The organism is Pseudooceanicola lipolyticus, assembly GCF_002786325.1.
GTDB lineage: Bacteria > Pseudomonadota > Alphaproteobacteria > Rhodobacterales > Rhodobacteraceae > Pseudooceanicola_C > Pseudooceanicola_C lipolyticus.
Window position 1 is genome coordinate 1 of sequence record NZ_PGTB01000041.1, and the last position, 21962, is coordinate 21962.

Consider the following 21962-nt stretch of genomic DNA (forward strand, 5'->3'; position numbering starts at 1 on the left):
GCCGCCATGGCCCCCACACCCACCGGCACCGCCTGCTGCATCGCGCTGCCGCGGGTGCGCAGCAGCCGCGCGGCATCGCCCAGGCTCAACGCGCCCGCCGCGGCCAATGCCGAATATTCACCCAGCGAATGCCCGGCGACAAAGGCCGCCTGATCCACGGTGACGCCCTCGGCCTCCAGCGCCCGCACCGTGGCCAGCGAAGTTGCCATCAGCGCCGGCTGGGCGTTTTTGGTCAGCGTCAGTTCCTCGATCTCGCCGTCCCAGATCAGCGCGCTCAGCTTTTCGCCCAGGGCCGCGTCGACCTCGTCGAACACCGCCTGCGCCGCCGGGTAGGCCTCGGCCAGTGCCCGGCCCATGCCGACGGCCTGCGCCCCCTGTCCGGGGAACACCCATGCTCTGCTCATCCTCTGCCCTCCGCTTGCATTTGCCCCGGAATAGCCCGCGGCCGCCGTCATGGCAACGCCTGCCCGGCTGCACGACCGCTGTGCAGAGCCGCGCGCATTTGGCCGTTGAGCCCGCCTGCGCCAAGGGCCATTTTCACCGCGACGCCAACCGGAGCCCGAAATGAGCCTGACAAACACCCATCTGCACTACGGCGCCGTCGCAAAAACCTTTCACTGGCTGATCGCGCTGTTGATCCTGACGATGTTTCCGCTGGGCCTGATTGCCAGCGACCTGGCGCACCAGGTCCGCGACGCCACCGCCGCGCCGGATCAGGCGCTGGTCCAGCGCACGGTGGTGCTGTTTTCGCTGCACAAGACGCTGGGCGTGCTGATCTTCTTCGTCGCCCTGCTGCGCATCCTCTGGGCCGCCATCCAGCCGCGTCCGGGTCTGCTGCATCCCGACCGCCGCGCCGAGGCCTTTCTGGCCCAGATGATCCACTGGATCCTCTACGGCTCGCTGGTGCTGGTGCCGCTATCGGGCTGGCTCCACAATGCCGCCACCACCGGTTTTGCGCCGATCTGGTGGCCGTTCGGCCAGGGCCTGCCGTTCGTGCCGGTGGATGAGCTTGTGTCCGAGATCTTCGCGGCGCTGCACCAGATCTTCGTCTACGTGCTGGGCGGCGCGATCCTGCTGCACATTGCCGGGGCGTTGAAACACCACGTGATCGACCGCGATGCCACGCTGCGCCGGATGCTGCCCGGCCGCGTCGACGCGCAAGTGCCCAAGGCACAGCCGCACGGGCTGGTGCCGCTGATCGCGGCGCTTTCGGTCTGGGCCATCGCCCTTGGGCTGGGATATACGGCGGGCTATTTCCCGTCCCGCGGCGCGGCGAACACCCAGGCCACGCTTGCCGCCGCGCCCACGGACTGGCAGGTGACCGAGGGCGCGCTCGGCATCACGGTGATGCAGGCCGGCACCCCGGTGCAGGGCCAGTTCGCCGACTGGACCGCCGCGATCCGGTTTGAGGAGCCGCCTGAACCCGGCCCCGCCGGCTCGGTCGAGGTCACCATCGCGATCCCCTCGCTGACCTTGGGCTCGGTCACGCAACAGGCGATGGGCGGCGATTTCTTTGCCGCCGAGACCCATCCCGCCGCGACCTTTTCGGGCACCATCGAAAAAACCGCGCTCGGCTATACCGCTTACGGTCCGCTGACCATCAAGGGGCAAAGCGTGCCGATCACCCTGCCCTTCACGCTGGATCTGGAGGGCGACACCGCCACCATGACGGGCGCGACCGAGGTCAACCGGCTGGATTTCAATATCGGCCAATCGATGCAGGACGAAAGCTCGGTCGGCTTCTCGGTTGCGATCTCGGTGGCGCTGACCGCCAGGCGCAGCGCCGAGTGACCCCGAACAGCACGCAAAGAAAAACCGCCGGCCTCGACGCGGAGACCGGCGGTTGCTGTCGCGGGCGCCTGGCTTATTCGGCCTTCTGCGCCTCGATCGAGATATTCACCTGAACCTCGTCGCTGACATAGGGCACGAACATGCCCATGTCGTAATCCGAGCGCAGCACGGTGGCGGTGGCGCTGAACCCGGCCCAGGGCGCATTGGCCTGCGGGTGAACCCCGGCCTGGTTCAGCACCGCATCCAGCACGACCGGCTGGGTGACACCGTTCATCGTCAGGTCGCCGGTGATCTCGGCGGTGGTGTCGCCGGTCAACTCGATGTCGGTGGAGGTGAAAGTGACCGTGTCATTGGCGTCGGCGCCGAAGAAATCGCCGGACATGAAATGGTCAAAGCGCTGCTCCCAACCGGTCAGCATCGAAGTGACCGGGAAAGACACCGTCACGCTCGACGCTTCCGGCTCTTCCTGGTCGAAGATGATTTCGCCGTCAAAACCCGAGAACATCCCGTAGGTGGTGGAAAAGCCCAGATGCTCGTAACTGAACACGATCTGGCTGTGGCTCGGGTCCAGAACGTATTTCTCGGGCGCGGCAAGGCCTGCGGTCGCGGCAACGGACAGGGCTGCGGCGAGGGCAAAGGTCTTCATTCGGTATCTCCTTAGATGGTGTTTGGGAGGAGTTGGCAAAACGTCCTCGAAAGATGAGGCGCTGCAGCGCAGAGACAAGTCTCCAATAGCCCACAACTTCTGTGTTTTATTGAACAACCCGGTGCCGCTCCTGCCCGGAAACAGGCAAAGACCGCCCGCGCGGCGCCCGGGCTGGCGGTTCTCGCTCAGAGAATTCGGCAGTTCAGCCGGTGATGCAGACCAGCCCGCTCAGCTGCGCCCGCAGCGACTGGCGCACTTCCGGATCGTCGATCACCAGGCGCATCAGCAGGCTGCCATCGACATCGAAGAGTTCGACCGAGTTGTTGCGAAATTCGGCGCAGCCCAGGCTGTCATAGCGTCGCCGCAGCAGGGTTTGCGGCTGGCCGCGGTCGTTTTTCTGCAGCACCCGCACCTCATGGCGGATCGGGTCGAAACAGGCATCCGGCTGGGTGTCTTCGTGGTTACGCATCAGCAGCGCCAGGCCGCAGAAGAAGAAAAAGATCGAGATGCCCAGTTTCAGCAGCAGCAATTCGCTGTCATCAAAGCTGCCGGGCATCAGCCACAGGCCCGCGGCCGACAGGATCAGGGCGGTGCCGCTGACCCGGAACAGCACCACGCGCACCGGCCAGTTCGGCGCAAAGCTCAGCATCACCGGCGAAGGAGCGTCCGCCTCGGGCTCGGCCCGGTGCGCCGGAACAAACGGGTCCTGCAACATATCCATACTCATTAATCCTCTGGTAAAATCGCAGCCTGAAGGTCTCTGACCTTGCGTCAAATGATGGTAAACAAAGCGACCAGAATGCGGCAGACACGGGGATTTAGCGCGGCAGGCGGCGTGCATTTGAGCGTTCCCCGCTTGCCCCGCACGTCAAAGCGTGTATACGGGCGCTTCCTTTTGCATATCTATTGAACCGCGCACCCTCTCGTGGCGGGGCCGCAAAAGGAGCTTCTGGCCCCACCTTTGAAGTGCGCCCCGACAGAAACAGGAGTCCGCATGCCACTCTACGAGCATGTCATGATTGCGCGTCAGGATCTGTCCAACACGCAAGCTGAAGGCCTTATCGAACATTTCGGAACCGTCCTCTCGGATAACGGCGGCGCGCTCGTCGATCACGAGTATTGGGGCGTCAAGACGATGGCCTACAAGATCAACAAGAACCGCAAGGGCCACTACGCCTTTCTGCGCACCGATGCCCCGGCGGCCGCGGTGCAGGAAATGGAGCGCCTGATGCGCCTGCATGACGACGTGATGCGCGTGCTCACCATCAAAGTGGACGAGCACAAGGAAGGCCCGTCGGTGCAGATGCAGAAACGCGATGAACGCGACCGTGGCGACCGCCGCGACCGCCGCTGATCAAACGCTTGCACAAAGGACTGTAACCCATGGCTACAAAACCGTTTTTCCGTCGCCGCAAGGTTTGCCCCTTCTCGGGCGACAATGCGCCCGCGATCGATTACAAGGACACCCGGCTGCTGCAGCGCTATATCTCCGAGCGCGGCAAAATCGTTCCCAGCCGGATCACCGCCGTCTCGGCCAAGAAGCAGCGTGAACTGGCCCGCGCCATCAAGCGCGCCCGCTTCCTCGCCCTGCTCCCCTATGCCGTGAAGTAAGGAGGAAAGACCGATGCAAGTCATTCTTCTCGAACGCGTTGCCAAGCTTGGCCAGATGGGCGACGTCGTCGACGTCAAGCCCGGCTATGCCCGCAACTACCTGCTGCTGCAGGGCAAGGCGCTGACCGCGTCCGAGGCCAATATCCAGGCCTTCGAAGCGCAGAAAGCCCAGCTGGAAGCGCGCAACCTCGAAACCCGCAAGGAAGCCGAGGATATGGGCAACCGTCTGGACGGCCAGCAGTTCGTGGTGATTCGCCAGGCGTCCGATGGCGGCTCGCTCTACGGCTCGGTCACCACCCGCGACGCCGCCGATGCCGCCACCGCGGCCGGCTTTTCGGTGGACCGCAAGCAGGTGGTCATCGAGCGTCCGATCAAGGAACTCGGTCTGCACGAGGTCAATGTGACCCTGCACCCCGAGGTCGAGATCAAGATCAAGCTCAACGTCGCCCGCTCGCCCGAAGAGGCCGAGCTTCAGGCCTCGGGCAAGTCGATCCAGGAACTCGCCGCCGAGGAAGAGGCCGCCGCTGAATTCGAGATCGCCGAACTGTTCGACGACATCGGCAGCGCCGCCTCCGATGACGGCGATCTGGCCGATGCTGCCGGCGTCGAGACGCCCGCCTCGGAAGACGACGAGACCGCGCGCGGCTAAGCCGCAAAGGTCCGCAACAATCTGGAAAGCCGCGCAGCCCCTGCGCGGCTTTTTTTATTCCCCCCGCACCTTCGGCAAGACCCCGCGCAGCCCGATTCTGCAATATTGCCCCGCCTTGCGCGGCGGCTAAAGTGCCGGGGTCACAAGCCGGAGCCTCCATGCAGATCCTGACCCGCCGCCGCCTGATGGCCCTCGCCGCCGCAGCCGCCTTTGTTCCCGTGTCTGGCTGCGGCCTGCGCGACGCCCAGGCCGAACCGCGTGCGGAACCGCCGCTTTATCCCAACGAGACCCCGGCGCTGCGGTCGCTGATCAACCAATATGCCGATCACTACACCGTACCCCGCCCGCTGGTACATCGCGTGGTGGTGCGCGAAAGCACCCATCGTCCCGAGGCGCTGAACCGGCCCTATTACGGGCTGATGCAGATCCTGCCCGCCACCGCCCGCACGATGGGGTTCCGGGGCAAGCCCGACGACCTTCTGGATGCCGAAACCAACCTGAAATTCGCGGTCAAATACCTGCGCGGTGCCTGGCTGCTGGCCGATGGCAGCTATGATCGCGCCGTCGGCCTCTATTCCAAGGGCTATTACTACGAGGCCAAGCGTCGCGGCATGCTGCGCGAAACCGGCCTGATCTGACCCTGCCGGCCGCCTCCGCGGCCTCTGCATCTTGTCTTTGAAGATACCCCCGCTGCAGGTGCCCGCGCCTCCTCGCCGCCCTGTCGCGCAGGCCGCTCCGGCCAATCTTCCGCACCACGACAAACAAAAAAGCCGCCGGAGACCCGGCGGCTTTCGCGTCACACATCTCGTGTGGCTTACTCGTCGTCTTCCAGCGCCTCGACCGCCTTTTGCAGCTCGTCCTTGGTGACTTCCTTTTCGCTCACCTCGGCCAGCTCGACCACGTAATCCACCACTTTCTCCTCGAAGATCGGGGCGCGCAGCTGCTGGCGCATCTGCGGGTTCTGCTGCACGAATTCGAAGAACTGGCGTTCCTGGCCGGGATATTGCCGCGCCTGGTTCATGATCGCCTGGGTCATCTCGGCATCGGTCACTTCGACCTCGGCCTTCTGCCCCAGCTCGGCCAGCAGCAGGCCCAGCCGAACCCGGCGCTCGGCCAGCTTGTTATGCTCGTCGGTCGGGGTGATCTCGCCGTGATCGTGGCCCTTATCTTCGGGGTTTTCCTCGTGATACAGCTGATGCGCGATCTGCTTGGCCTCGGCCTCGACCAGGCTGGGCGGCAGATCGAAGGTGACCATCTCGTCCAGCTTGTCCAGCAGCCCACGCTTCAGCACCTGGCGCGCGGCACCGGCATATTCCGCTTCCAGCCGCTCGGCGACCTGCGTCTTCAGCGCGGCCAGGTCTTCGGCGCCGAATTTCTTCGCCAGCTCGTCGTCGATTGCGGCCGCCTTCGGCGCCTTGACCTCTTTGATGGTGCAGTCGAACACCGCTTCCTTGCCGGCCAGGTGCTCGGCGCCGTATTCCTCGGGGAAGGACACGGTCACGGCCTTTTCCTCGCCCGCCTTGACGCCCACCAGCTGCTCTTCAAAGCCGGGGATGAAGCTGTTCGAGCCCAGCACCAGCGGATAGTCCTCGGCGCTGCCGCCCTCGAAGGCCTCGCCGTCGACCTTGCCGACAAAATCGATCACCACCTGGTCGCCGTCTTCCGACGCCGCGCCTTCGTCGCGGGCTTCGAAATCCTGCGCGCTTTCGGCCAGGTTGGCCAATGCCTCGTCGACCTCGGCGTCGCCGGCCTTCACCACCAGCTTTTCCAGGCTCAGCGTGCGCAGGTCCACCTCGGGGATCTGCGGCAGCGCCTCATAGGACATCTCGACCTCGACATCGTCGCCCTCTTTCCAGTCCTCGCGGGTCATCTTGACCTCGGGCTGCATCGCCGGGCGCTCGCCGCTGTCCTCGAAATGCTTCGACATGGCGCCGTCGATGGATTCCTGCATCGCCTCGCCCAGCAGGCGGGGGCCGAACTGCTTTTTCAGCAGCGGCATCGGAACCTTGCCCTTGCGAAAGCCCTTCATCTCGATCTCGGGCTGCGCTTCGGCCAGTTTTTCATTGACCTTCTCGTCCAGCTCGGCAGCGGTGACGGTGATGGCATAGCCTCGCTTGAGACCTTCGTTCAGCGTCTCGGTTACCTGCATTTCGATTTCCCCATAAGGTTCGGGGCGCGCAACCGGGCGCGCCTGGCAAATTTGCCGCCTTCTAAGTGCAGTCTCGCCTGCGTGCAAGGGCATTCCCGGCGATTCCGGCGCTGTCGGCCATCCCATGCGAAGGAATCGAAACGGCACGCCCCGCATAGCGGGACGTGCCGGTCTCGGGCCGATGGCGAAAGGTTCTCAGAAACGCCAGCGTGCGCCGAAAAGAACCGAATCCGCCTCCAGATAGCTGGTCGCGACTTCGGCAAATTCATAGGTCCGATATCCCAGATAGAGCTGGGTGTTGATGCTGTCGATATCCTGGTTGATCCCGACGCCGACCGAGGTCGCCTCGGAGCCGACCGAGTTGAAATCGTTGCCGCGATAATAATCAACCGCAAAGGAGGTTTCGCCGATCGACAGGAATTTCCGGTCATAGCCGACCTTGCCGTAGACATAGTCGCCGTCATCCTTGCGGCTGCCGGCGGCAACGGCGAAATTGATCCCCGAATCCAGCTTGACCGCCAGCGAGCCGAAGGTGTCGTCGCGATCGACGCCGTTGCGGTCGCGGCGCGAAAAGCCGACACCGGCATCCAACTCGAAGCCGGAGAAGGCGCGGGAATAGCGCAGCGCAGCGTCGTAATATTCGTCGTCGCTATCCGGTGTCAGGATGTCCTTGCCGGCCGCCACCGAAAAGGTGAAGCCGTTGAAGTCGGGCGTGTCATAGCGCACGCGCCCACGGCGGCCAGCGTCGAAGGTGGGCATCACGTCGCCAATCGTCACCCCCGACAGCGCGCCTGCCGCGGTGCGGAACTGGAACCCGCCCGCCGCATCGGCAACGCCAACATAGTTGGTCAGGCCGGTGCCGCCGAAATCCGCCTCGGCAATGCCGTCCGACGCCATCGAGCCCTGCCCGGCCGAGATCTTGCCCCAGCTGTTGGAGGCAAAGGCAAAGTCGATCCGGCGCAGGTTGGTGCGCGACCAATCGGCGCCGCCCGGCGTGAAGGTCTGGTCGAACCCGGCCGACGACCGCAGCCCAAGCGAGGTTTCGAAGTTAAAGCTGAACGTCCCAGCATCATAGTCCTGCAGCAGCAACAGGCCGACGCGCGAACCGGAATGCGCGTTGTCCACCAGCTCGCTGGTGCTGCCGACGCCATCGTCAAAGGACAGATAGCCGGGATTGACCTGACCGTAGACGGTTACCGAACCGCCCCGACCGTTTTCATATTTCAGCTCCGCCGCGGCGGGGGCTGCCGCCGCGGCCGCGACCAGGGCCATTGCTGCGGTTGCACCACGATAGTTTTGCATGGGTTAGTGCCTTGTTGTTGCTGTAACCCGGTGGATTTGGGCAGCAACGGCCCCGGATCAAAGAGCCGCACAAACCACTGCGCACCAATGCACAAATCTGCAGGGACGCGAAATGAACACCCCATCAAAGCACTGATTTTTATTGATAAACCCCCCCCACAGAACCCATGCGGCTCGATGGAAAGCAACGGGCAAAGACCCGGTGCAAAAGTCAAAGCATATCCGCCAGACCTTGTGCGCATGGCAGGCGGCAGAGAAGCCGAGTCGTTTCGACAACGGCTCGGCCAACCCCTTGAACAAGTTCGTGAAAGCGCGGGCCCGCCCCGCCAGCGATCAGCGTTACGGCGTCAGTTGCCGCTGTCCAGATACCGCTGCAGCGTGGCGCGTGTGCCATCGCTCCACAGCCGGTCCAGCCAGACGCCGAAGACCTGGGCAAAGGCCTCCGAGCGGCCCAGATCCCCAAAGACGGCGGTGTTGGCCAGGAATTCGCCCGGCTCCTGCCGTGCCGCCAGGGCGCGGCGTTTCAATTCGGCCGCGTTGTCGTCATTCGGCGCGATCGCCTTGCCCGCCTCGTCGGTTCCAGCGCAATACCGGCACCACAGCGCCACCTCCAGGGCCAGCCCCTGGATCGGCAGGTCCGCCTTCATCGCATCGGCCAGGGTCGGCAGGATGAACTTGGGTTGGCGGTTCGAACCGTCCAGACACAGCCGCGGGATGGTGTCACCCACCGCCGAGTTGCCGAACCGGGCCACCAGGGTGTCAAGATAGGCGGCGTAATCCACCCCCGGGATCGACCCCAATGTCGGAATGACCTCACGCCGTTCCAGCGCCAGCAGCCAGTCGCGGATCAGCGGGTCGGCCATGGCATCATGCACGAAATGGTGGCCCAGCAACGCCGAGGGATAGGCGATGGCGGCATGACCGCCGTTCAGCATCCGCAGCTTCATCAGCTCGTAGGGCGCCACGTCCTCGACAAACTCGGCCCCGACCACTTCCAGCGGCGGCCGGCCCAACGGGAAATCATCCTCCAACACCCATTGGCGGAACGGTTCGCAGACCACCGGCGCCGCATCGGCAATACCGAAACGGTCACGCACCATGTCAATCTCGCGCGGAGAGGTCGCCGGCGTGATGCAATCCACCATCGAATTGGGAAAGGCGACATTGGCGTCGATCCAGTCGGCAAATTCCGGATCCGACAGCCGCGCCAGCCCGGTCACCGTCTGTTTCGCCACATGGCCGTTTTCCGGCAAGTTGTCGCAGGACATCACGGTAAAGGGCGCAACCCCCGCCACCTGCCGCAGCCGCAGCGCCCGCAGGATCATGCCGAACACGCTTTTCGCCGCGTCCGGCTGCGCGGCATCCGACACCATGTCGGGATGGTCGGCATCGAACCCGCCATCCGGGCGCAGGTAATATCCGCCCTCGGTGATCGTGGTCGACACGATGCGGATCGCCGGGTCGGCCATCCGCGCCACGGTCTGGCCGGTGTCGATCTCGACAAAATCCACCATCGGTCCGATCACCCGCGCCGACAGCCCGTCGGGGTCCAGCTCGACCACGGTGGTCAGCCAGTCCTGCGCCTTGAGCCGGTCGCGCATCGCCGCGTCGCCGGGGCGCACCCCGGCCCCGACCAGCGCCCAGTCCCGGCCCTGCCCGGTGGCAAACAGCCGGTCCAGATAGACCGCCATATGCGCGCGGTGGAAATTGCCCACCCCCACATGCAGGATACCGGGCGTCAGTGCCGACCGGTCATAGCCCGGCCCCTGCACCCCGTTCGGCAGATCGGAGAGTGTAGTTTCAGAAAGCGATAGAGGCATCAATTCATCCAGTTTCCGCCATCGACATTGTAGGTCTGCGCGACGATGTAATCGGCCTCGCCCGTGGCCAGGAAAATCGCCATGCCGGTCAGGTCCTCGGCTGTGCCCATCCGGCCAAAGGGCACCGCCGCGCCCACTTCGCGTTTTTTCTGCCCCGGTGCCTTGCCTTCGTAGCGGGCAAAAAAGGCATCCACGCCGTCCCAGTGTTCGCCATCGACCACACCGGGGGCGATGGCATTCACGTTGATGCCGTGCCGGATCAGGTCCAGCCCTGCAGATTGCGTCAGCGAGATCACCGCCGCCTTGCTGGCGCAATAGACCGCCACCAGCGGCTCGCCCCGGCGGCCCGCCTGGCTGGCCATGTTGATGATCTTGCCGCCCTGACCCTGCGCGATCATCCGCTCTGCCACCGCCTGCAAGGTGAACAGGGTGCCCGCCACGTTGACAGCAAACACGCGGTCGAAATCCTGCCATTCGATTTCGACAATCGGCGCGGCGGTAAACAGCGCGGCATTGTTGACCAGGATGTCGATGCCGCCCAGCGCCTGCACCGTGGCGGCAACGCCCGCCTCGATGCTGGCACGGTCGGTCACATCCATCGCCACCGCCACGCCGCCGATCTCGCTTGCGGCCGTTTCGGCCCGGGCCAGATCGATATCGGCGATGGCCACTCGCGCCCCCTCGGCGGCATAGGCTCGCGCGAAGGCCAGCCCGATGCCGCGAGCGGCACCGGTGATCAACGCGCGTTTGCCCTGCAGCCGCTTCATCCGATGCGCAGCCCCTCGCTGTCAAACCGGTGGATCTGCTGCGGATCAGGGGTCAGCCAGATGTTGTTGCCATGGTGCAAATCGACCTCGCCACCGGCCCGTACGGTCATCGGTTCGGGCTTGCCGTCCAGGTGGACATGGAAGAACGTGTCCGAGCCAAGATGCTCGGACACGCCCACCGTCCCTTTCCATTCACCTTCGGAGGAGGAGACCGAGATGTGCTCGGGACGGATTCCAATCGTCTGCGCATTGCGCTTGGCCGCGTCTTCGCCGCCGAGGAAGTTCATCTTCGGGCTGCCGATGAACCCGGCGACAAAGATGTTGCGCGGGGTCCGGTACAGGTCGAGCGGCGAGCCCACCTGCTCGATCCGGCCGGCCTGCAGCACCACGATCTTGTCCGCCATGGTCATCGCCTCGACCTGGTCGTGGGTGACGTAGATCATCGTGGTTTCCAGCCGCTTGTGCAGCTCGGAGATTTCCAGCCGCATGCCGACGCGCAGCGCCGCGTCGAGGTTGGACAGCGGTTCGTCGAACAGGAAGGCCGCCGGCTCGCGCACGATGGCGCGACCGATGGCGACCCGCTGCCGCTGGCCGCCCGACAGCTGGCCGGGGCGGCGCTCCAGGTAGTCGGTCAGGTTCAGCACATCGGCCGCATTGCCGACGCGCTTGTCCTGCTCGGCCTGATCCATGCCCGCCATGCGCAGCGGAAAGGCGATGTTCTTGCGCACCGACATATGCGGATAGAGCGCATAGGACTGGAACACCATGGCCAGACCGCGCTTGGCCGGTGGCACATGGGTGGCGTCCTCGCGGTCGATGCGGATCTGCCCACCCGACACATCCTCCAGCCCGGCGATCAGCCGCAGCAGGGTGGATTTGCCACAACCCGACGGGCCGACGAAAACCACGAATTCCCCATCTTCGATGGTCAGATCCAGTGGCGGAATGACCTCGACATCGCCAAATGCCTTGCGAACCTTATCAAGCGTGATGCGTCCCATGTCCTCGTTCCTTATTTCACCGCGCCGAACGTCAGGCCGCGGACAAGTTGTTTCTGGCTGAACCAGCCCAGCACCAGGATCGGCGCAATCGCCATCGTCGACGCTGCCGACAGCTTGGCGTAGAACAGACCCTCGGGGCTGGAATAACTGGCGATAAAGGCGGTCAGCGGCGCCGCGTTGACCGTGGTCAGGTTCAGGGTCCAGAACGCCTCGTTCCAGGCCAGGATGATATTGAGCAGGATGGTCGAGGCGATGCCCGGCACTGCCATCGGCGTCAGCACATACAGGATTTCGTCCCGCAGGGTGGCACCGTCCATCCGCGCCGCTTCCAGGATCTCGCCCGGAATCTCGCGGAAATAGGTGTATAGCATCCAGACGATGATCGGCAGATTGATCAGCGTCAGCACCAGGATCAGCAGCAGATGGGTGTCAAACAGCGCGGTGGTACGTGCGATGATCACGATGGGGAACAGCACGCCGACCGCCGGCAGCATCTTGGTGCTGAGCATCCACAGCAGCACATCCTTGGTGCGCTTGCCCGGCACGAAGGCCATGGCCCAGGCTGCCGGCACCGCGATGATCACCCCCAGCAGGGTCGAGCCAACCGAGATCACCACCGAGTTCCACAGGTAACGCAGGTAGTTCGACCGCTCCTGCACCACGCCGTAATTTTCCAGCGTCCAGTTGAAGAACAGGAACGAGGGCGGATCGGCCACCGCCTCGGCCTCGGTCTTGAAACTGGTCAGGATGGTCCAGAGGATCGGGAAGAAGATCATGATCCCGATGCCCCAGGCGATGATGGTGGTGATGGCCTTGCGGCGATTGGTAACGGCACGCGCCATATCAGTTGCTCCTCTCGCAGTTCCGGCCCCTGCCAGGCCCCCGGCAGTCCCGAACGTGCGCCGCGACCTCCACGCTCCCGTCGCTCCCCGCCGCGCTATGCATCGAGGTTCTTCCCAACGATGCGCATCAGGAAGATGGCGACGATATTGGCCAGGATCACCGCGATGATGCCGCCGGCCGATCCCAGGCCGATATTCTGGCTTTCCAGCACCCGCTGGTAGACCAGGTAGGTCAGCGTCCTGGTGCCGAAGGCGCCGTTGGTGGTGACGAAGATCTCGGCAAAGATCGACAGCAGAAAGATTGTCTGGATCAGGACCACCACAGTGATCGCCCGTGCCAGGTGCGGCAGGATGATGTAGAAGAACCGCGCCAGCACCGGCGCCCCGTCCATTTCCGCCGCCTCAAGCTGTTCGCTGTCCAGCGACTGGATCGCGGTCAGCAGGATCAGCGTGGCGAAAGGCAGCCATTGCCAGGACACGATCAGGATGATCGAGAACAGTGGCGCCTCGGTCAGGAAATCGATTGGTGGCAGGCCGAGGAATTTGAACAGATGCGCGAACAGCCCGTTTACCGGGTTCATGAACATGTTCTTCCAGACCAGCGCCGAAACGGTGGGCATCACGAAGAACGGTGCGATGACCAGGATGCGCACCACGCCCTGCCCCCAGAATGGTTGATCCAGAAGCAGCGCCAACAGGATCCCGCCGATGACGGTGATCAACAGGATCCCCCCCACCATGATCAGCGTGGTGACGATGCTGTCCAAGAAGGAAGACGAGGTGACGAAGCGTTCGTAATTGCTGAACCCGACGCAACAGTCGAAGACCCCGCGCATCGGCCGGTAGTCGAGGAACGAGAAGTACAGCGTCATGATCAGCGGCACCAGCATCCACCCCAAGAGGAAGATGACGGCGGGCGCCATCATCAGGCGCGCGGCGGATTTTGAGTGCTGGGTTGCCATGGGTGTCTCCTCGCAGTTCCTCGAACCTCTACCGGGTTATCAAGGATGTCTTGCTGGCCAGTCCGGTTTGGGGCCGGGATCGAACCGGCAGCGCGCGGCATATGCCAAGCCGGCCAATGGCCGGGCGGCGCAAACGGGCAGGACCAGAGGGGACGGTCCCGCCCGAAGAGGCAGGGCTAGCGATAGCCCGCCGCCTCCATCTCTTCCATGGTCAGATCCTGGGCTTTTTCCAGAGCCTCTTCTGCGGATTGCTGACCGGCCAGAGCAGCCGAGAATTCCTGCCCCACAAGGGTCCCGATCCCGGAAAATTCGGGAATGGCCACGAATTGCACCCCGGTATAGGGAACCGGATCAACCGTCGGGCTGGTCGGATCGGCGGCATTGATCGATTCCAAGGTCATCTTGGCAAACGGGGCCGCGTCCAGATATTCCTGATTGTCGTAAAGCGACTTGCGCGTGCCCGGCGGGACGTTGGCCCAGCCCTCTTTGGAGGCGACCAGTTCGGTATAGGCCTTCGATGTGGCCCAAGCGACAAAGGTCTTGGCGGCCTCAGGCGCATCGGTGCCGGCAGGAATGGCCAGCGACCAGGCCCACAGCCAGTTGCCCCGCTTGCCCAGGCCGTTATCGGGCGCCAGCGCAAAGCCGACGCGGTCGGCCACTTCGGAGTCATTGGGGTTGGTCACGAACGAGGCCGCGACGGTGGCGTCGATCCACATGCCGCACTTGCCCTGCTGGAACAGCGCGAGGTTCTCGTTAAAGCCGTTATTGGCTGCCCCCGGAGGTCCGTAGTTGTTCAACAGGTCCAGGTAGAAGTTCAGCGTGGTCTTCCACTCTTCGGTGTCGAATTGCGGGGTCCAGTCCTCGTCGAACCAGCGCGCGCCGAAGGAATTGGACATCGCGCTTAGGAAGGCCATGTTCTCGCCCCAACCGGCTTTGCCGCGCAGGCAGATGCCGTAGATCTCGTTCTCCTTGTCGGTCATCGCCGCCGCGGCTTCCTTGATGAAATCCCAGGTCGGCGCGTCGGGCATGTCCAGGCCGGCCTCTTCCATCAGGTCGGTGCGGTACATGACCATCGAGCTTTCGCCATAGAACGGCGCGGCATAGAGCTTGCCCTCGACGGTCAGGCCGCCGGCGATGGCCGGCAGGATATCATCGGCATCCCAGTCGGCGGGCATGTCGTCCAACGGCACCAGCCAGTCCTGCGCGCCCCAGATCGGAACCTCGTAGGTGCCGATGGTCATCACGTCGAACTGCCCGCCATTTGTCGCGATGTCGGTGGTCACCCGCTGACGCAGCACGTTTTCCTCAAGGGTCACCCATTCCAGCGCGATATCGGGATGTTTCGCGGTGAAATCTTCGGTCAGCCCCTGCATACGGATCATGTCGCCATTGTTTACGGTGGCGATGGTCAGGGTGGTGTCCTGGGCCGCGGCCACGTGCGCCGTGGCACATAGGGCGGTGGCGCCCAGAAGCGCTCGCATCGTCTTGGTCATGAAGTCCTCCCATTCGTCCGGTGTGAGCAAATGCCCACTCGACGCGCAAATATTCGACAACAAAATGCGAATCGTCAACAGCCAAGGTGACTCCTCAGCAAAAAGAACTCTTAACCTACTGATTCTTATTATTTATCTGGACTAGCTTTGATCCAGAACCGCCCGAGCGGTCGCTTCGGAGGTGATCAGCCCGTCGATAAGCCGCCCTTTCAGGGCGGCGCAGATAGCACGGACCTTGGCTTGGCCGACCGCTACTGCAGTAATACTCCTTGCCCCCGGTTCGGGCAACGGGGCACTTGCAACGCGGCGTGAAAACGGCGTGTCAAGCAACTGGCCGTTGTCGTCATAGGCCCAACTGGTGATCTCGCCTGCCGCCCCGGCGCGCTGGGTTTCCTCCCACTCCGCTCCGGTCAGAAAGCCATCCACCTTCAGCGGAGCCGAGTCATCCATCTGGCCGATACCGACCAGGGTAAAATCGGCTTTCGCGCACAGCTCCAGGGTAAGGCGCACTGTCTCCTGCTGCATCATCACCTGCAGCTCTTCGACATCGCGCGCCACCACCGGCAGCGGATAGGGGTATTGCTTGGCGCCGGTGACATCGGCCAGGCCGAAGGTGGCGTTATAGGGCGTCGCCGAACCGTCCCACATCATATTGCCCAACAGCGACACGATCTTGTGTTGCGGGCAGGACATACGCGGCACTTGCTGCACCACGGCTTTCAGCGCCCGACCGGTCCCCAGCGCGATGATCTTCGGCTCGGGCGACTTCAGCTGGCGCTCGAGCTCGGAGGCGGCGGCAATGGCGACGCCGGTCAGCAGGTCGGGCGCATCCGGATCGGATGGCACCACGTCGCAATAGCGCAGGCCATAGCGTTGCCTCAGCCCCTCGGCCAGATCCATGCAGGCGCCGATGGGATGATCGATGCGCACCTTGACCAGACGCTCGCCCACCGCAAGTGACACCAGCCGCTGCGCGGTCTGGCGCGACACGCCCAGTTTGCGCGCGATCTCGTCCTGCGTGTTGCCCGCGACGTAATACAGCCACGCAGCACGCGCGGCATCGTCCAGTCGGGACGGCAAGGCCTTTGGAGGTTCGATGCTCACCGCTTCAGTCGGAATCCCTTCTGCGCAGCAGTTCTTGTGGGAAATCGGCCCAGCTGTCAAAGATTTTGATCGTGCCAAAGCTAGCGCGGTCGACTCCGTGCAGGTGCGTCCCGCCGGCAAACAGCACCACCTCCATGCCCGCCGCCTGCCCGGCCCGGACCCCCGGCTGGCTGTCCTCGATCACCAGTGTGCGGCCCGGATCCACGCCCATCTCGCGCGCCGCGTGCAGGAACAGGTCCGGCGCCGGCTTGCCCCGCGCCACCATCGACGCGGTGAAGACCCGATCGCCAAAGAAACGATCCAAACCGGTTAGTTGCAGCGTCTTCTTCACCCTCGGCGAACTGGAACTGGTGGCGACGCAAGCCGCCCGGTCCAGGCGCGTCAGCACCGTTTCGATGCCTTCCGTGGTCTTCAGCTCACACTCGTAGCGCTGCAGCAGAACCGCGCGATATCGCGCCTCGAAATCCTCGGGCAGTTGCAGGTCGAACATGCCACGGATCGACCGCGCCACGGTGGGAAAGCTGCGGCCGAGGCAATAGTCGCGCACGAACTCCGGCGTGATCGTGACCCCGAACCGGGCCAGTTCCTCGGTCAGCACCGCCGCGCTGATCCCTTCGCTGTCGACCAGAACGCCATCGCAATCGAAGATGACGAGGTCAATCTGATCATATTCGGGGGGCATCGCGCCTGGTCCCAGCGGCGCGGATCAGGCTCAGCCGGCGTCCTTCATACGCTGCCCTTCCGCCTGGCAGATCTGGTCCGCGGCCTCCCGCGTCATTGATTCGGGATGGCTGATCGCCTGATCCCAGAGCACCCGCTCTTTCGTGTAGAGCTGGCAGGTGACCGGCCCCTGCGCGGACTGCAACACAACCGGTTCGGTCTCATATTGTGCGCGGGAGCATCCCGAGGAGATCAGCACGGCGGTCGCCGCGACGGTGATTGCGATGGTTTTCTTCACGTCTTTCTCCTCGACCAAATCATTCCATGTCGTCCCGAGTGATCGCATCTAAGCCCGAGCCAAACAAGACCGACCTGCCTGACCGGGCGTCACACGACCTGCACCGGGGCTGAAACGCCGTGTTGGGTATGGCGCACATCCCGCGAACCTCGGGCAAGACAGACATGATGATTTCACACTCCTGCTAACAATACCTCAAGCTATTCCCCGTGGCTGCTAGCGCGGCAAAAGGCTGCGCAACCGCACCTTGGGCCTCTGCGTCCCCGGGATCAGCCGCGCGCAAATGATCCGATCCGCGATAACCGAATATTGGCGGCGGCGCGGGATTCCTGCTTGCACAGAATTTATGTTATAAGATAACGTATACCGAACGTTATAACATGTCACACCAAGCGCAGATGGGAACGTCAGGAAATCACCGGGACCTCCCATCGGTCCGTACCGTCCAGCTGGCATCGGTGCCCCCGGAATCAGAGTGAGAACGCCATGATCGATACCGCCATCGTCGGAGGAAGCTTTGCAGGTCTCAGCGCAGCGCTACAGCTGTGTCGCGCCAGCCGGTCGGTGGTGGTCATCGATGACGGTCGCCCCCGCAACCGGACATCACCCGCCGCCCATGGCATCCCCGGCTGGGATGGCGTCGCCCCTGCCGAGATCCTGGCCCGCTTCCGGGCCGACCTTTCCGCCTATCCGACAGCAAGGATCGTCGAAGGCCGGGTGGTCGCTGTCAAAGGCGGCCTCGACACTTTCACGCTGAGCACCGACGCGGGTCAGGAGGTCCAGGCGCGGCGCATCATCCTGGCCCATGGCCTGCGCGATCGGCTTCCCGAACTTCCGGGTCTCGCCGAAGGCTGGGGGCGCACCGTCCTGCACTGCCCCTATTGCCACGGCTACGAGGTCAAGGGCCGACCCCTGGCGGTGCTGGCCAGCTCTGCGATGGCGGCGCACCAGGCGCAGATACTCCGCGCCGACTGGAGCGATGATGTCACGCTGCTGGTGAACGGCGCGGAAGGCCTGGACATCGCTGCGCTGGAAGCTGCCGGCATAAAAATCGAACGCCGCAAGCCGGTCTCGATTGCCGGTGAGGATACGGTGCAACTGCGCCTCGCAGACGGGCCGGAGGCCGAATTTGCCGCCCTGTTCCTGGCCCCCGCCGTGGATCTGTCGGGCACGCCGGCGGAGACCCTTGGTGTCGGCCTTGCCGATGGCCCCATGGGGCCCTTCGTCCGGGTCGGCCCGATGCAACAGACCGATATTGCCGGGGTCTTCGCCGCCGGCGACCTGTCCAGCCCGATGTGGAACTTGAATTTCGCGGTTGGCGACGGCACGCGGGCCGGGATCGGCTGCCACCAGTCGCTGCTGTTCCCCGACTTCATCCAACCCTTGGAAAAAGCCGCAGCATGACCGATCCACGCCTTCCCGTGACGTTGCTGACCGGCTTCCTGGGGGCCGGGAAAACCACGCTGTTGAACGCAGTGCTGGCGGATAATTCCGCCGGGCGGATTGCCGTGATCGTCAACGAATTCGGCGAGGCCGGGCTGGATCACGACCTGATCGAATCCGTGAGTGAGGACGTGATCCTCATGCAATCCGGCTGCCTCTGCTGCTCCATCCGGGGCGATCTGTCCCAGACCATTGCCGACCTCATGGCGCGGCGCGACAGCGGCGGCACCAGTTTTGACCGGATTGTGATCGAAACCACCGGCCTTGCCGATCCGGGGCCCATCCTGCAGACGCTGACGGTCGACCCCGTTCTCGCCAGGGCCGTCCGCCTGGATGGCCTTGTCACCCTTGCCGATGCCGTCAACGGCCGCGCCACCCTGGACAGCCAGTTCGAAGCGGTGTCGCAGGCCGCGATGGCGGACCTGATCGTGCTCAGCAAGACCGATCTGGCAGCGCCCGAAGACGTCATAGTTATGGAAGAACGCCTGCGGGGGCTGAACCCGGGCGCCCGGATCCTGCACAGCGTGCGGGGCAAAGACATTTCGGATCAGCTCTGGGGGTTGAGCGGCAACAAAATCGATGCGGCCCCTGAAACCGCATTGGCCTGGGCCTCGGCACCCGCCCCCTCCAGCGATCCTTTCGCCAATCTCTCGGGCTTCGCGGCGCAGCCCGGGCCCTCCCTGCCCACAGCGCCGCATGACGCCCGGATCGGCACCGCCTCGATCGTGCTGGACGATCCGATCCCGGACGAGGTTTTCGATATCTGGCTGGACACGCTTATCGCGCTGCGCGGCCCCGATATCCTGCGGATCAAGGGGATCGTGTTTCTCACGAATATGGAAAAGCCCTTTGTCGTTCATGGTGTCCAGCATGTTTTCGAAAGGCCGGTGCCGCTGACCAACTGGACCGGCGCGGACCGACGGTCGCGGATTGTCGTCATCGCGCGCGACATATCCCGGCCCGAACTCCGGCGCAGCCTCGACATGCTGCGGGCGCGGCTTCCCCGCGACCAGGTTGCAAGCGCGGACCAGAAGGAGACGATGCGTGAGATGTGATCGACGCTTCCGCCCGGGGCTTTCGGCGAAAGATGCGACGCGGCACATGGACCCCGAATGTTCGGAGGGGGCGGCATGACCCTGCACTCCAGCATCGCGCCAGGCGCGACGGCCGGTGTGCTGATCGTGCGCGCACCGGAAGAAATGGCCGCCATCCGCTCGGCCGGGATCGGCGGGGTGATCTGGCAGCGGCGCCCGTTGGCCGGGTTCCAAAGCTGGATCGACGGTCTCGCCCCCGACCACCTCCCCAGAACCCGGACCATCCTGCGCCCCGACGCGGTGCGTGATGCGGTCGAAGCCGCCTGCGACATCGCCGGCACCCCGGACGGCCCGCAGAAGGATCTGCTGGCGGATGACATCGCCGCGCTGGCCGATATCTTCCACGCGCTGATCGGGGCGCGCTGGCTTCGCCTGCGTCTTGAGCCGGTGACCACCGATGCCTGCCGCCGGTTCCACATCGACCGCGTGCAGGCGCGGCTGGTCTGCACCTATCGCGGCACCGGCACGCAATACGGGCTGGGCGATGCCAGCGAACCGGAGGTGATCCACACGGTGCCAACCGGTTCGCCGCTGATCCTGCGCGGCACGCTCTGGCCGGCCTCTCCCGATCCGGGCCTGCTGCACCGCTCCCCGCCGATCGCGGGCAGTGGCGAAACCCGGCTGATGCTGGCGCTCGATCCGGTGGATGACCCGGAGGACGAGATTTGAGCCGCAACCTCGCAACCTCGCTGCAGCGCCGCCGCCGGGCGAACCCGATGCAGACCTATGACGCCCTGCCCGGCCCGCTGCGCGCCTGGGTGGCGCAGGCGGCGCTGCCCTGGTCGCCGGCCTCTTGCCTTCGGATCTGGCGGCGTGCCCGAGATCAGGGTGACTCGCCCGAAGCCATTCTTGCCCGGCTGGACCGGGCCGAGGCGCTTACCCTGTCGCGCGACCGGTTTTGCCACCGGCCTTGACGTTGCGGGCCGCGGCCTTCGACGGGTCCTATTTCCCTGTGGCACGGACTCACGCATAGAACGCCGGCGTATGTACCGCCACTGGTTCCGAACCAGCCCGGTACCTCAGTGATGCCCCGATCCGTGGCAGGGGCATCGGGCCGGTTGGGGCCAGGCGCCGCACCGTCCGGGTGCGGTTGTGGCGCGACGCATCCGCTGGCACCAGGCGGGCGATGCCGTCTGGTTCCTGACCTCGCGCGCGATCGCACAGCACGTCGTCCACCAAGCGGATGCCGGGATCAGCCCGGCCGTGGCCGCCGCCGCGGTTGGCCCGGCGCCGCCGACAGACCGCGCCACCGACGCAGGCATAGGCACTAACCACTGGCCGCCAAGACCTCTTTCCGCAGCAAATCCGCGGCCTCCCTCCCCATGGCCGCGGTGGACCAGAGGTCATCCGCCAATTCGGAATAGAGCCGCACCGCGTCGCGCGCGGCCGAGATCGTCGCCACCCCCTGGCGGACATTCGGGCGCGGCCCCAGGCGGAACGGGCTGACGGTAACCGTGGTCTCGGCGGGGCCGCGCAGAATGTTGAAACTCGTTGTCGGCAGGTACTCGCGCGACACGCCGATCTGGATGCCAAGCGGCGGGTGTTCGATCAGCCGGATGATCAACTCCAGTTCCCGCCGGGCCGCATCCGCAAACGCGGTGTGGCCCGGGCGATAGTCGTCCGGGCCACTCAGGCCCCAGCGGGCGAATTCCCGCAGGTCCGAGATGGATAACAGGTTGCTGATCCGCGGCCGCCGCTGCGAGAAATCGTGTTTGCGGCTGGCGAGGATCCGCATCAGCTTGCGGATCGCGGTGCGCGCGCCCGCCGGGTCGGGCTCGGATGCGGGGATCCGGTCCAGCAGCGACTGCCGCAGCATGATGTCGTATTCATCGCTTGTGAGCAGGTAGGAAACCGGGCCGAACGCCACGAAGCTCCAATCCACCTGAGCCTCGATCTGGCGCAGGCGTTCGAAATAGACGAGCGCCGTCTTGATGTATTCGACCTCGGACCCGAGCAACGCGGCAATGCTGACATTCAGCAGGTCGGCGATCCGGCGCACCATGTCGAGCCGGGCGACGCCGGCGCTTTCGAGCCGGTAGATGGTGGCGCGCGACACCCGCAGCTTGTCCGCAAGGTCCTCGGCCGAAAGACCGGCGCCGATCCGGAAGGCGCGCAGCCGTTGTCCCGTAACCCGAAGTTCTTCCAAGACAGCCTGCCTTTCGTCTCAGATCTCGTTCAAAACAGTGCGAATGCACAGATAGTGAGCGCTCATTTCCAAGCAAAACAAGCAGAAACTGCCGAGTCTCAGCAGACAAGACAAATCTCAATTTTTGAAATTGATCATGCCGCCTTTTTGGTCTGCGATGCAGGTATGTGCAAAAATGCTGCAT

24 protein-coding genes are annotated in these 21962 nt (G+C 64.4%); 9 read left to right on the forward strand and 15 right to left on the reverse strand.

Annotation, left to right across the window (positions count from 1 at the left end; all coding sequences use genetic code 11):
- Positions 1 to 404, reverse strand: a 404-nt coding sequence (locus CVM52_RS11820; RefSeq protein WP_133119831.1) for an ACP S-malonyltransferase, incomplete at its 3' end; no start/stop codon positions are given.
- Between the two features lie 160 nt (positions 405 to 564).
- On the opposite strand from CVM52_RS11820, the gene CVM52_RS11825 reads away from it, so the two are divergent.
- Entirely contained in the window at positions 565 to 1791 is a 1227-nt protein-coding gene (locus CVM52_RS11825; protein ID WP_100162705.1) for a cytochrome b/b6 domain-containing protein, read from the forward strand.
- Between the two features lie 73 nt (positions 1792 to 1864).
- Here the strand turns inward: CVM52_RS11825 and CVM52_RS11830 are convergent, their stop codons facing one another.
- A complete protein-coding gene (locus CVM52_RS11830) occupies positions 1865 to 2437 on the reverse strand; it encodes a YceI family protein (protein ID WP_100162706.1) in 573 nt (190 codons plus the stop codon).
- Positions 2438 to 2639: 202 nt separating this feature from the next.
- Positions 2640 to 3158, reverse strand: a complete 519-nt coding sequence (locus CVM52_RS11835; RefSeq protein ID WP_240620947.1) for a hypothetical protein — start codon at positions 3156 to 3158, stop codon at positions 2640 to 2642.
- A gap of 273 nt (positions 3159 to 3431) precedes the next feature.
- Between CVM52_RS11835 and rpsF the strand changes: the two genes are divergently transcribed.
- The 4 genes from rpsF (at position 3432) to CVM52_RS11855 (ending at position 5335) form a co-directional block, all read left to right on the forward strand.
- Positions 3432 to 3791 carry a 30S ribosomal protein S6 gene (gene rpsF, locus CVM52_RS11840; RefSeq protein WP_100162708.1) on the forward strand — a complete coding sequence of 120 codons (360 nt, stop codon included), beginning with the start codon at positions 3432 to 3434 and terminating at the stop codon, positions 3789 to 3791.
- A gap of 29 nt (positions 3792 to 3820) precedes the next feature.
- The gene (rpsR, locus tag CVM52_RS11845; protein WP_025061827.1) at positions 3821 to 4048 is read left to right on the forward strand and encodes a 30S ribosomal protein S18; all 228 of its coding nucleotides are present in this window, start codon (positions 3821 to 3823) and stop codon (positions 4046 to 4048) included.
- Positions 4049 to 4061: 13 nt separating this feature from the next.
- Positions 4062 to 4697: a 50S ribosomal protein L9 gene (rplI, locus tag CVM52_RS11850; RefSeq protein ID WP_100162709.1), complete on the forward strand. Its 636-nt coding sequence runs from the start codon at positions 4062 to 4064 to the stop codon at positions 4695 to 4697.
- Between the two features lie 158 nt (positions 4698 to 4855).
- On the forward strand, positions 4856 to 5335 hold the full coding sequence (locus CVM52_RS11855) for a lytic transglycosylase domain-containing protein (RefSeq protein ID WP_100162710.1): 480 nt from the start codon (positions 4856 to 4858) through the stop codon (positions 5333 to 5335).
- Between the two features lie 176 nt (positions 5336 to 5511).
- On the opposite strand, the gene tig is transcribed toward CVM52_RS11855, so the two are convergent.
- The 11 genes from tig to CVM52_RS11910 all read right to left on the reverse strand — a co-directional run bounded on the left by tig (position 5512) and on the right by CVM52_RS11910 (position 17095).
- Positions 5512 to 6846: a trigger factor gene (tig, locus tag CVM52_RS11860; protein ID WP_100162711.1), complete on the reverse strand. Its 1335-nt coding sequence runs from the start codon at positions 6844 to 6846 to the stop codon at positions 5512 to 5514.
- Between the two features lie 195 nt (positions 6847 to 7041).
- Positions 7042 to 8148: a porin gene (locus CVM52_RS11865; protein WP_100162712.1), complete on the reverse strand. Its 1107-nt coding sequence runs from the start codon at positions 8146 to 8148 to the stop codon at positions 7042 to 7044.
- A 347-nt stretch (positions 8149 to 8495) separates the two neighbouring features.
- Complete coding sequence (locus CVM52_RS11870) at positions 8496 to 9968, reverse strand: mannitol dehydrogenase family protein (RefSeq protein WP_100162713.1); 1473 nt, start codon at positions 9966 to 9968, stop codon at positions 8496 to 8498.
- Positions 9968 to 10735, reverse strand: a complete 768-nt coding sequence (locus CVM52_RS11875) for an L-iditol 2-dehydrogenase (protein WP_100162714.1) — start codon at positions 10733 to 10735, stop codon at positions 9968 to 9970. Before CVM52_RS11875 ends, CVM52_RS11870 begins: the two co-directional genes overlap by 1 nt.
- Entirely contained in the window at positions 10732 to 11736 is a 1005-nt protein-coding gene (locus tag CVM52_RS11880) for an ABC transporter ATP-binding protein (protein WP_100162715.1), read from the reverse strand. The genes CVM52_RS11875 and CVM52_RS11880 overlap by 4 nt, the downstream gene beginning before the upstream one ends.
- An 11-nt stretch (positions 11737 to 11747) precedes the next feature.
- A complete protein-coding gene (locus tag CVM52_RS11885) occupies positions 11748 to 12578 on the reverse strand; it encodes a carbohydrate ABC transporter permease (RefSeq protein WP_100162716.1) in 831 nt (276 codons plus the stop codon).
- Positions 12579 to 12673: 95 nt separating this feature from the next.
- Positions 12674 to 13540, reverse strand: coding sequence for a carbohydrate ABC transporter permease (locus tag CVM52_RS11890; RefSeq protein WP_100162717.1), 867 nt, complete (start codon positions 13538 to 13540; stop codon positions 12674 to 12676).
- A gap of 176 nt (positions 13541 to 13716) precedes the next feature.
- Positions 13717 to 15033 carry an ABC transporter substrate-binding protein gene (locus CVM52_RS11895; protein WP_100162728.1) on the reverse strand — a complete coding sequence of 439 codons (1317 nt, stop codon included), beginning with the start codon at positions 15031 to 15033 and terminating at the stop codon, positions 13717 to 13719.
- Positions 15034 to 15174: 141 nt separating this feature from the next.
- Positions 15175 to 16137: a sugar-binding transcriptional regulator gene (locus CVM52_RS11900; RefSeq protein ID WP_240620948.1), complete on the reverse strand. Its 963-nt coding sequence runs from the start codon at positions 16135 to 16137 to the stop codon at positions 15175 to 15177.
- Between the two features lie 4 nt (positions 16138 to 16141).
- Entirely contained in the window at positions 16142 to 16819 is a 678-nt protein-coding gene (locus CVM52_RS11905; RefSeq protein WP_100162718.1) for an HAD family hydrolase, read from the reverse strand.
- A gap of 30 nt (positions 16820 to 16849) precedes the next feature.
- Positions 16850 to 17095 carry a hypothetical protein gene (locus tag CVM52_RS11910; protein WP_100162730.1) on the reverse strand — a complete coding sequence of 82 codons (246 nt, stop codon included), beginning with the start codon at positions 17093 to 17095 and terminating at the stop codon, positions 16850 to 16852.
- 486 nt (positions 17096 to 17581) lie between these two features.
- Between CVM52_RS11910 and CVM52_RS11915 the strand changes: the two genes are divergently transcribed.
- From CVM52_RS11915 to CVM52_RS11930, 4 genes are all read left to right on the forward strand, one after another.
- Positions 17582 to 18499 carry an NAD(P)/FAD-dependent oxidoreductase gene (locus CVM52_RS11915; RefSeq protein ID WP_100162719.1) on the forward strand — a complete coding sequence of 306 codons (918 nt, stop codon included), beginning with the start codon at positions 17582 to 17584 and terminating at the stop codon, positions 18497 to 18499.
- On the forward strand, positions 18496 to 19593 hold the full coding sequence (locus tag CVM52_RS11920) for a CobW family GTP-binding protein (protein WP_100162720.1): 1098 nt from the start codon (positions 18496 to 18498) through the stop codon (positions 19591 to 19593). The genes CVM52_RS11915 and CVM52_RS11920 overlap by 4 nt, the downstream gene beginning before the upstream one ends.
- A gap of 75 nt (positions 19594 to 19668) precedes the next feature.
- Positions 19669 to 20301, forward strand: a complete 633-nt coding sequence (locus CVM52_RS11925; protein WP_100162731.1) for a DUF1826 domain-containing protein — start codon at positions 19669 to 19671, stop codon at positions 20299 to 20301.
- A complete protein-coding gene (locus tag CVM52_RS11930) occupies positions 20298 to 20546 on the forward strand; it encodes a DUF6525 family protein (protein WP_100162721.1) in 249 nt (82 codons plus the stop codon). The genes CVM52_RS11925 and CVM52_RS11930 overlap by 4 nt, the downstream gene beginning before the upstream one ends.
- A 353-nt stretch (positions 20547 to 20899) precedes the next feature.
- Here CVM52_RS11930 and CVM52_RS11935 read toward each other — a convergent pair whose 3' ends face one another.
- A complete protein-coding gene (locus CVM52_RS11935) occupies positions 20900 to 21778 on the reverse strand; it encodes a helix-turn-helix domain-containing protein (protein WP_100162722.1) in 879 nt (292 codons plus the stop codon).
- Positions 21779 to 21962: the final 184 nt, after the last annotated feature.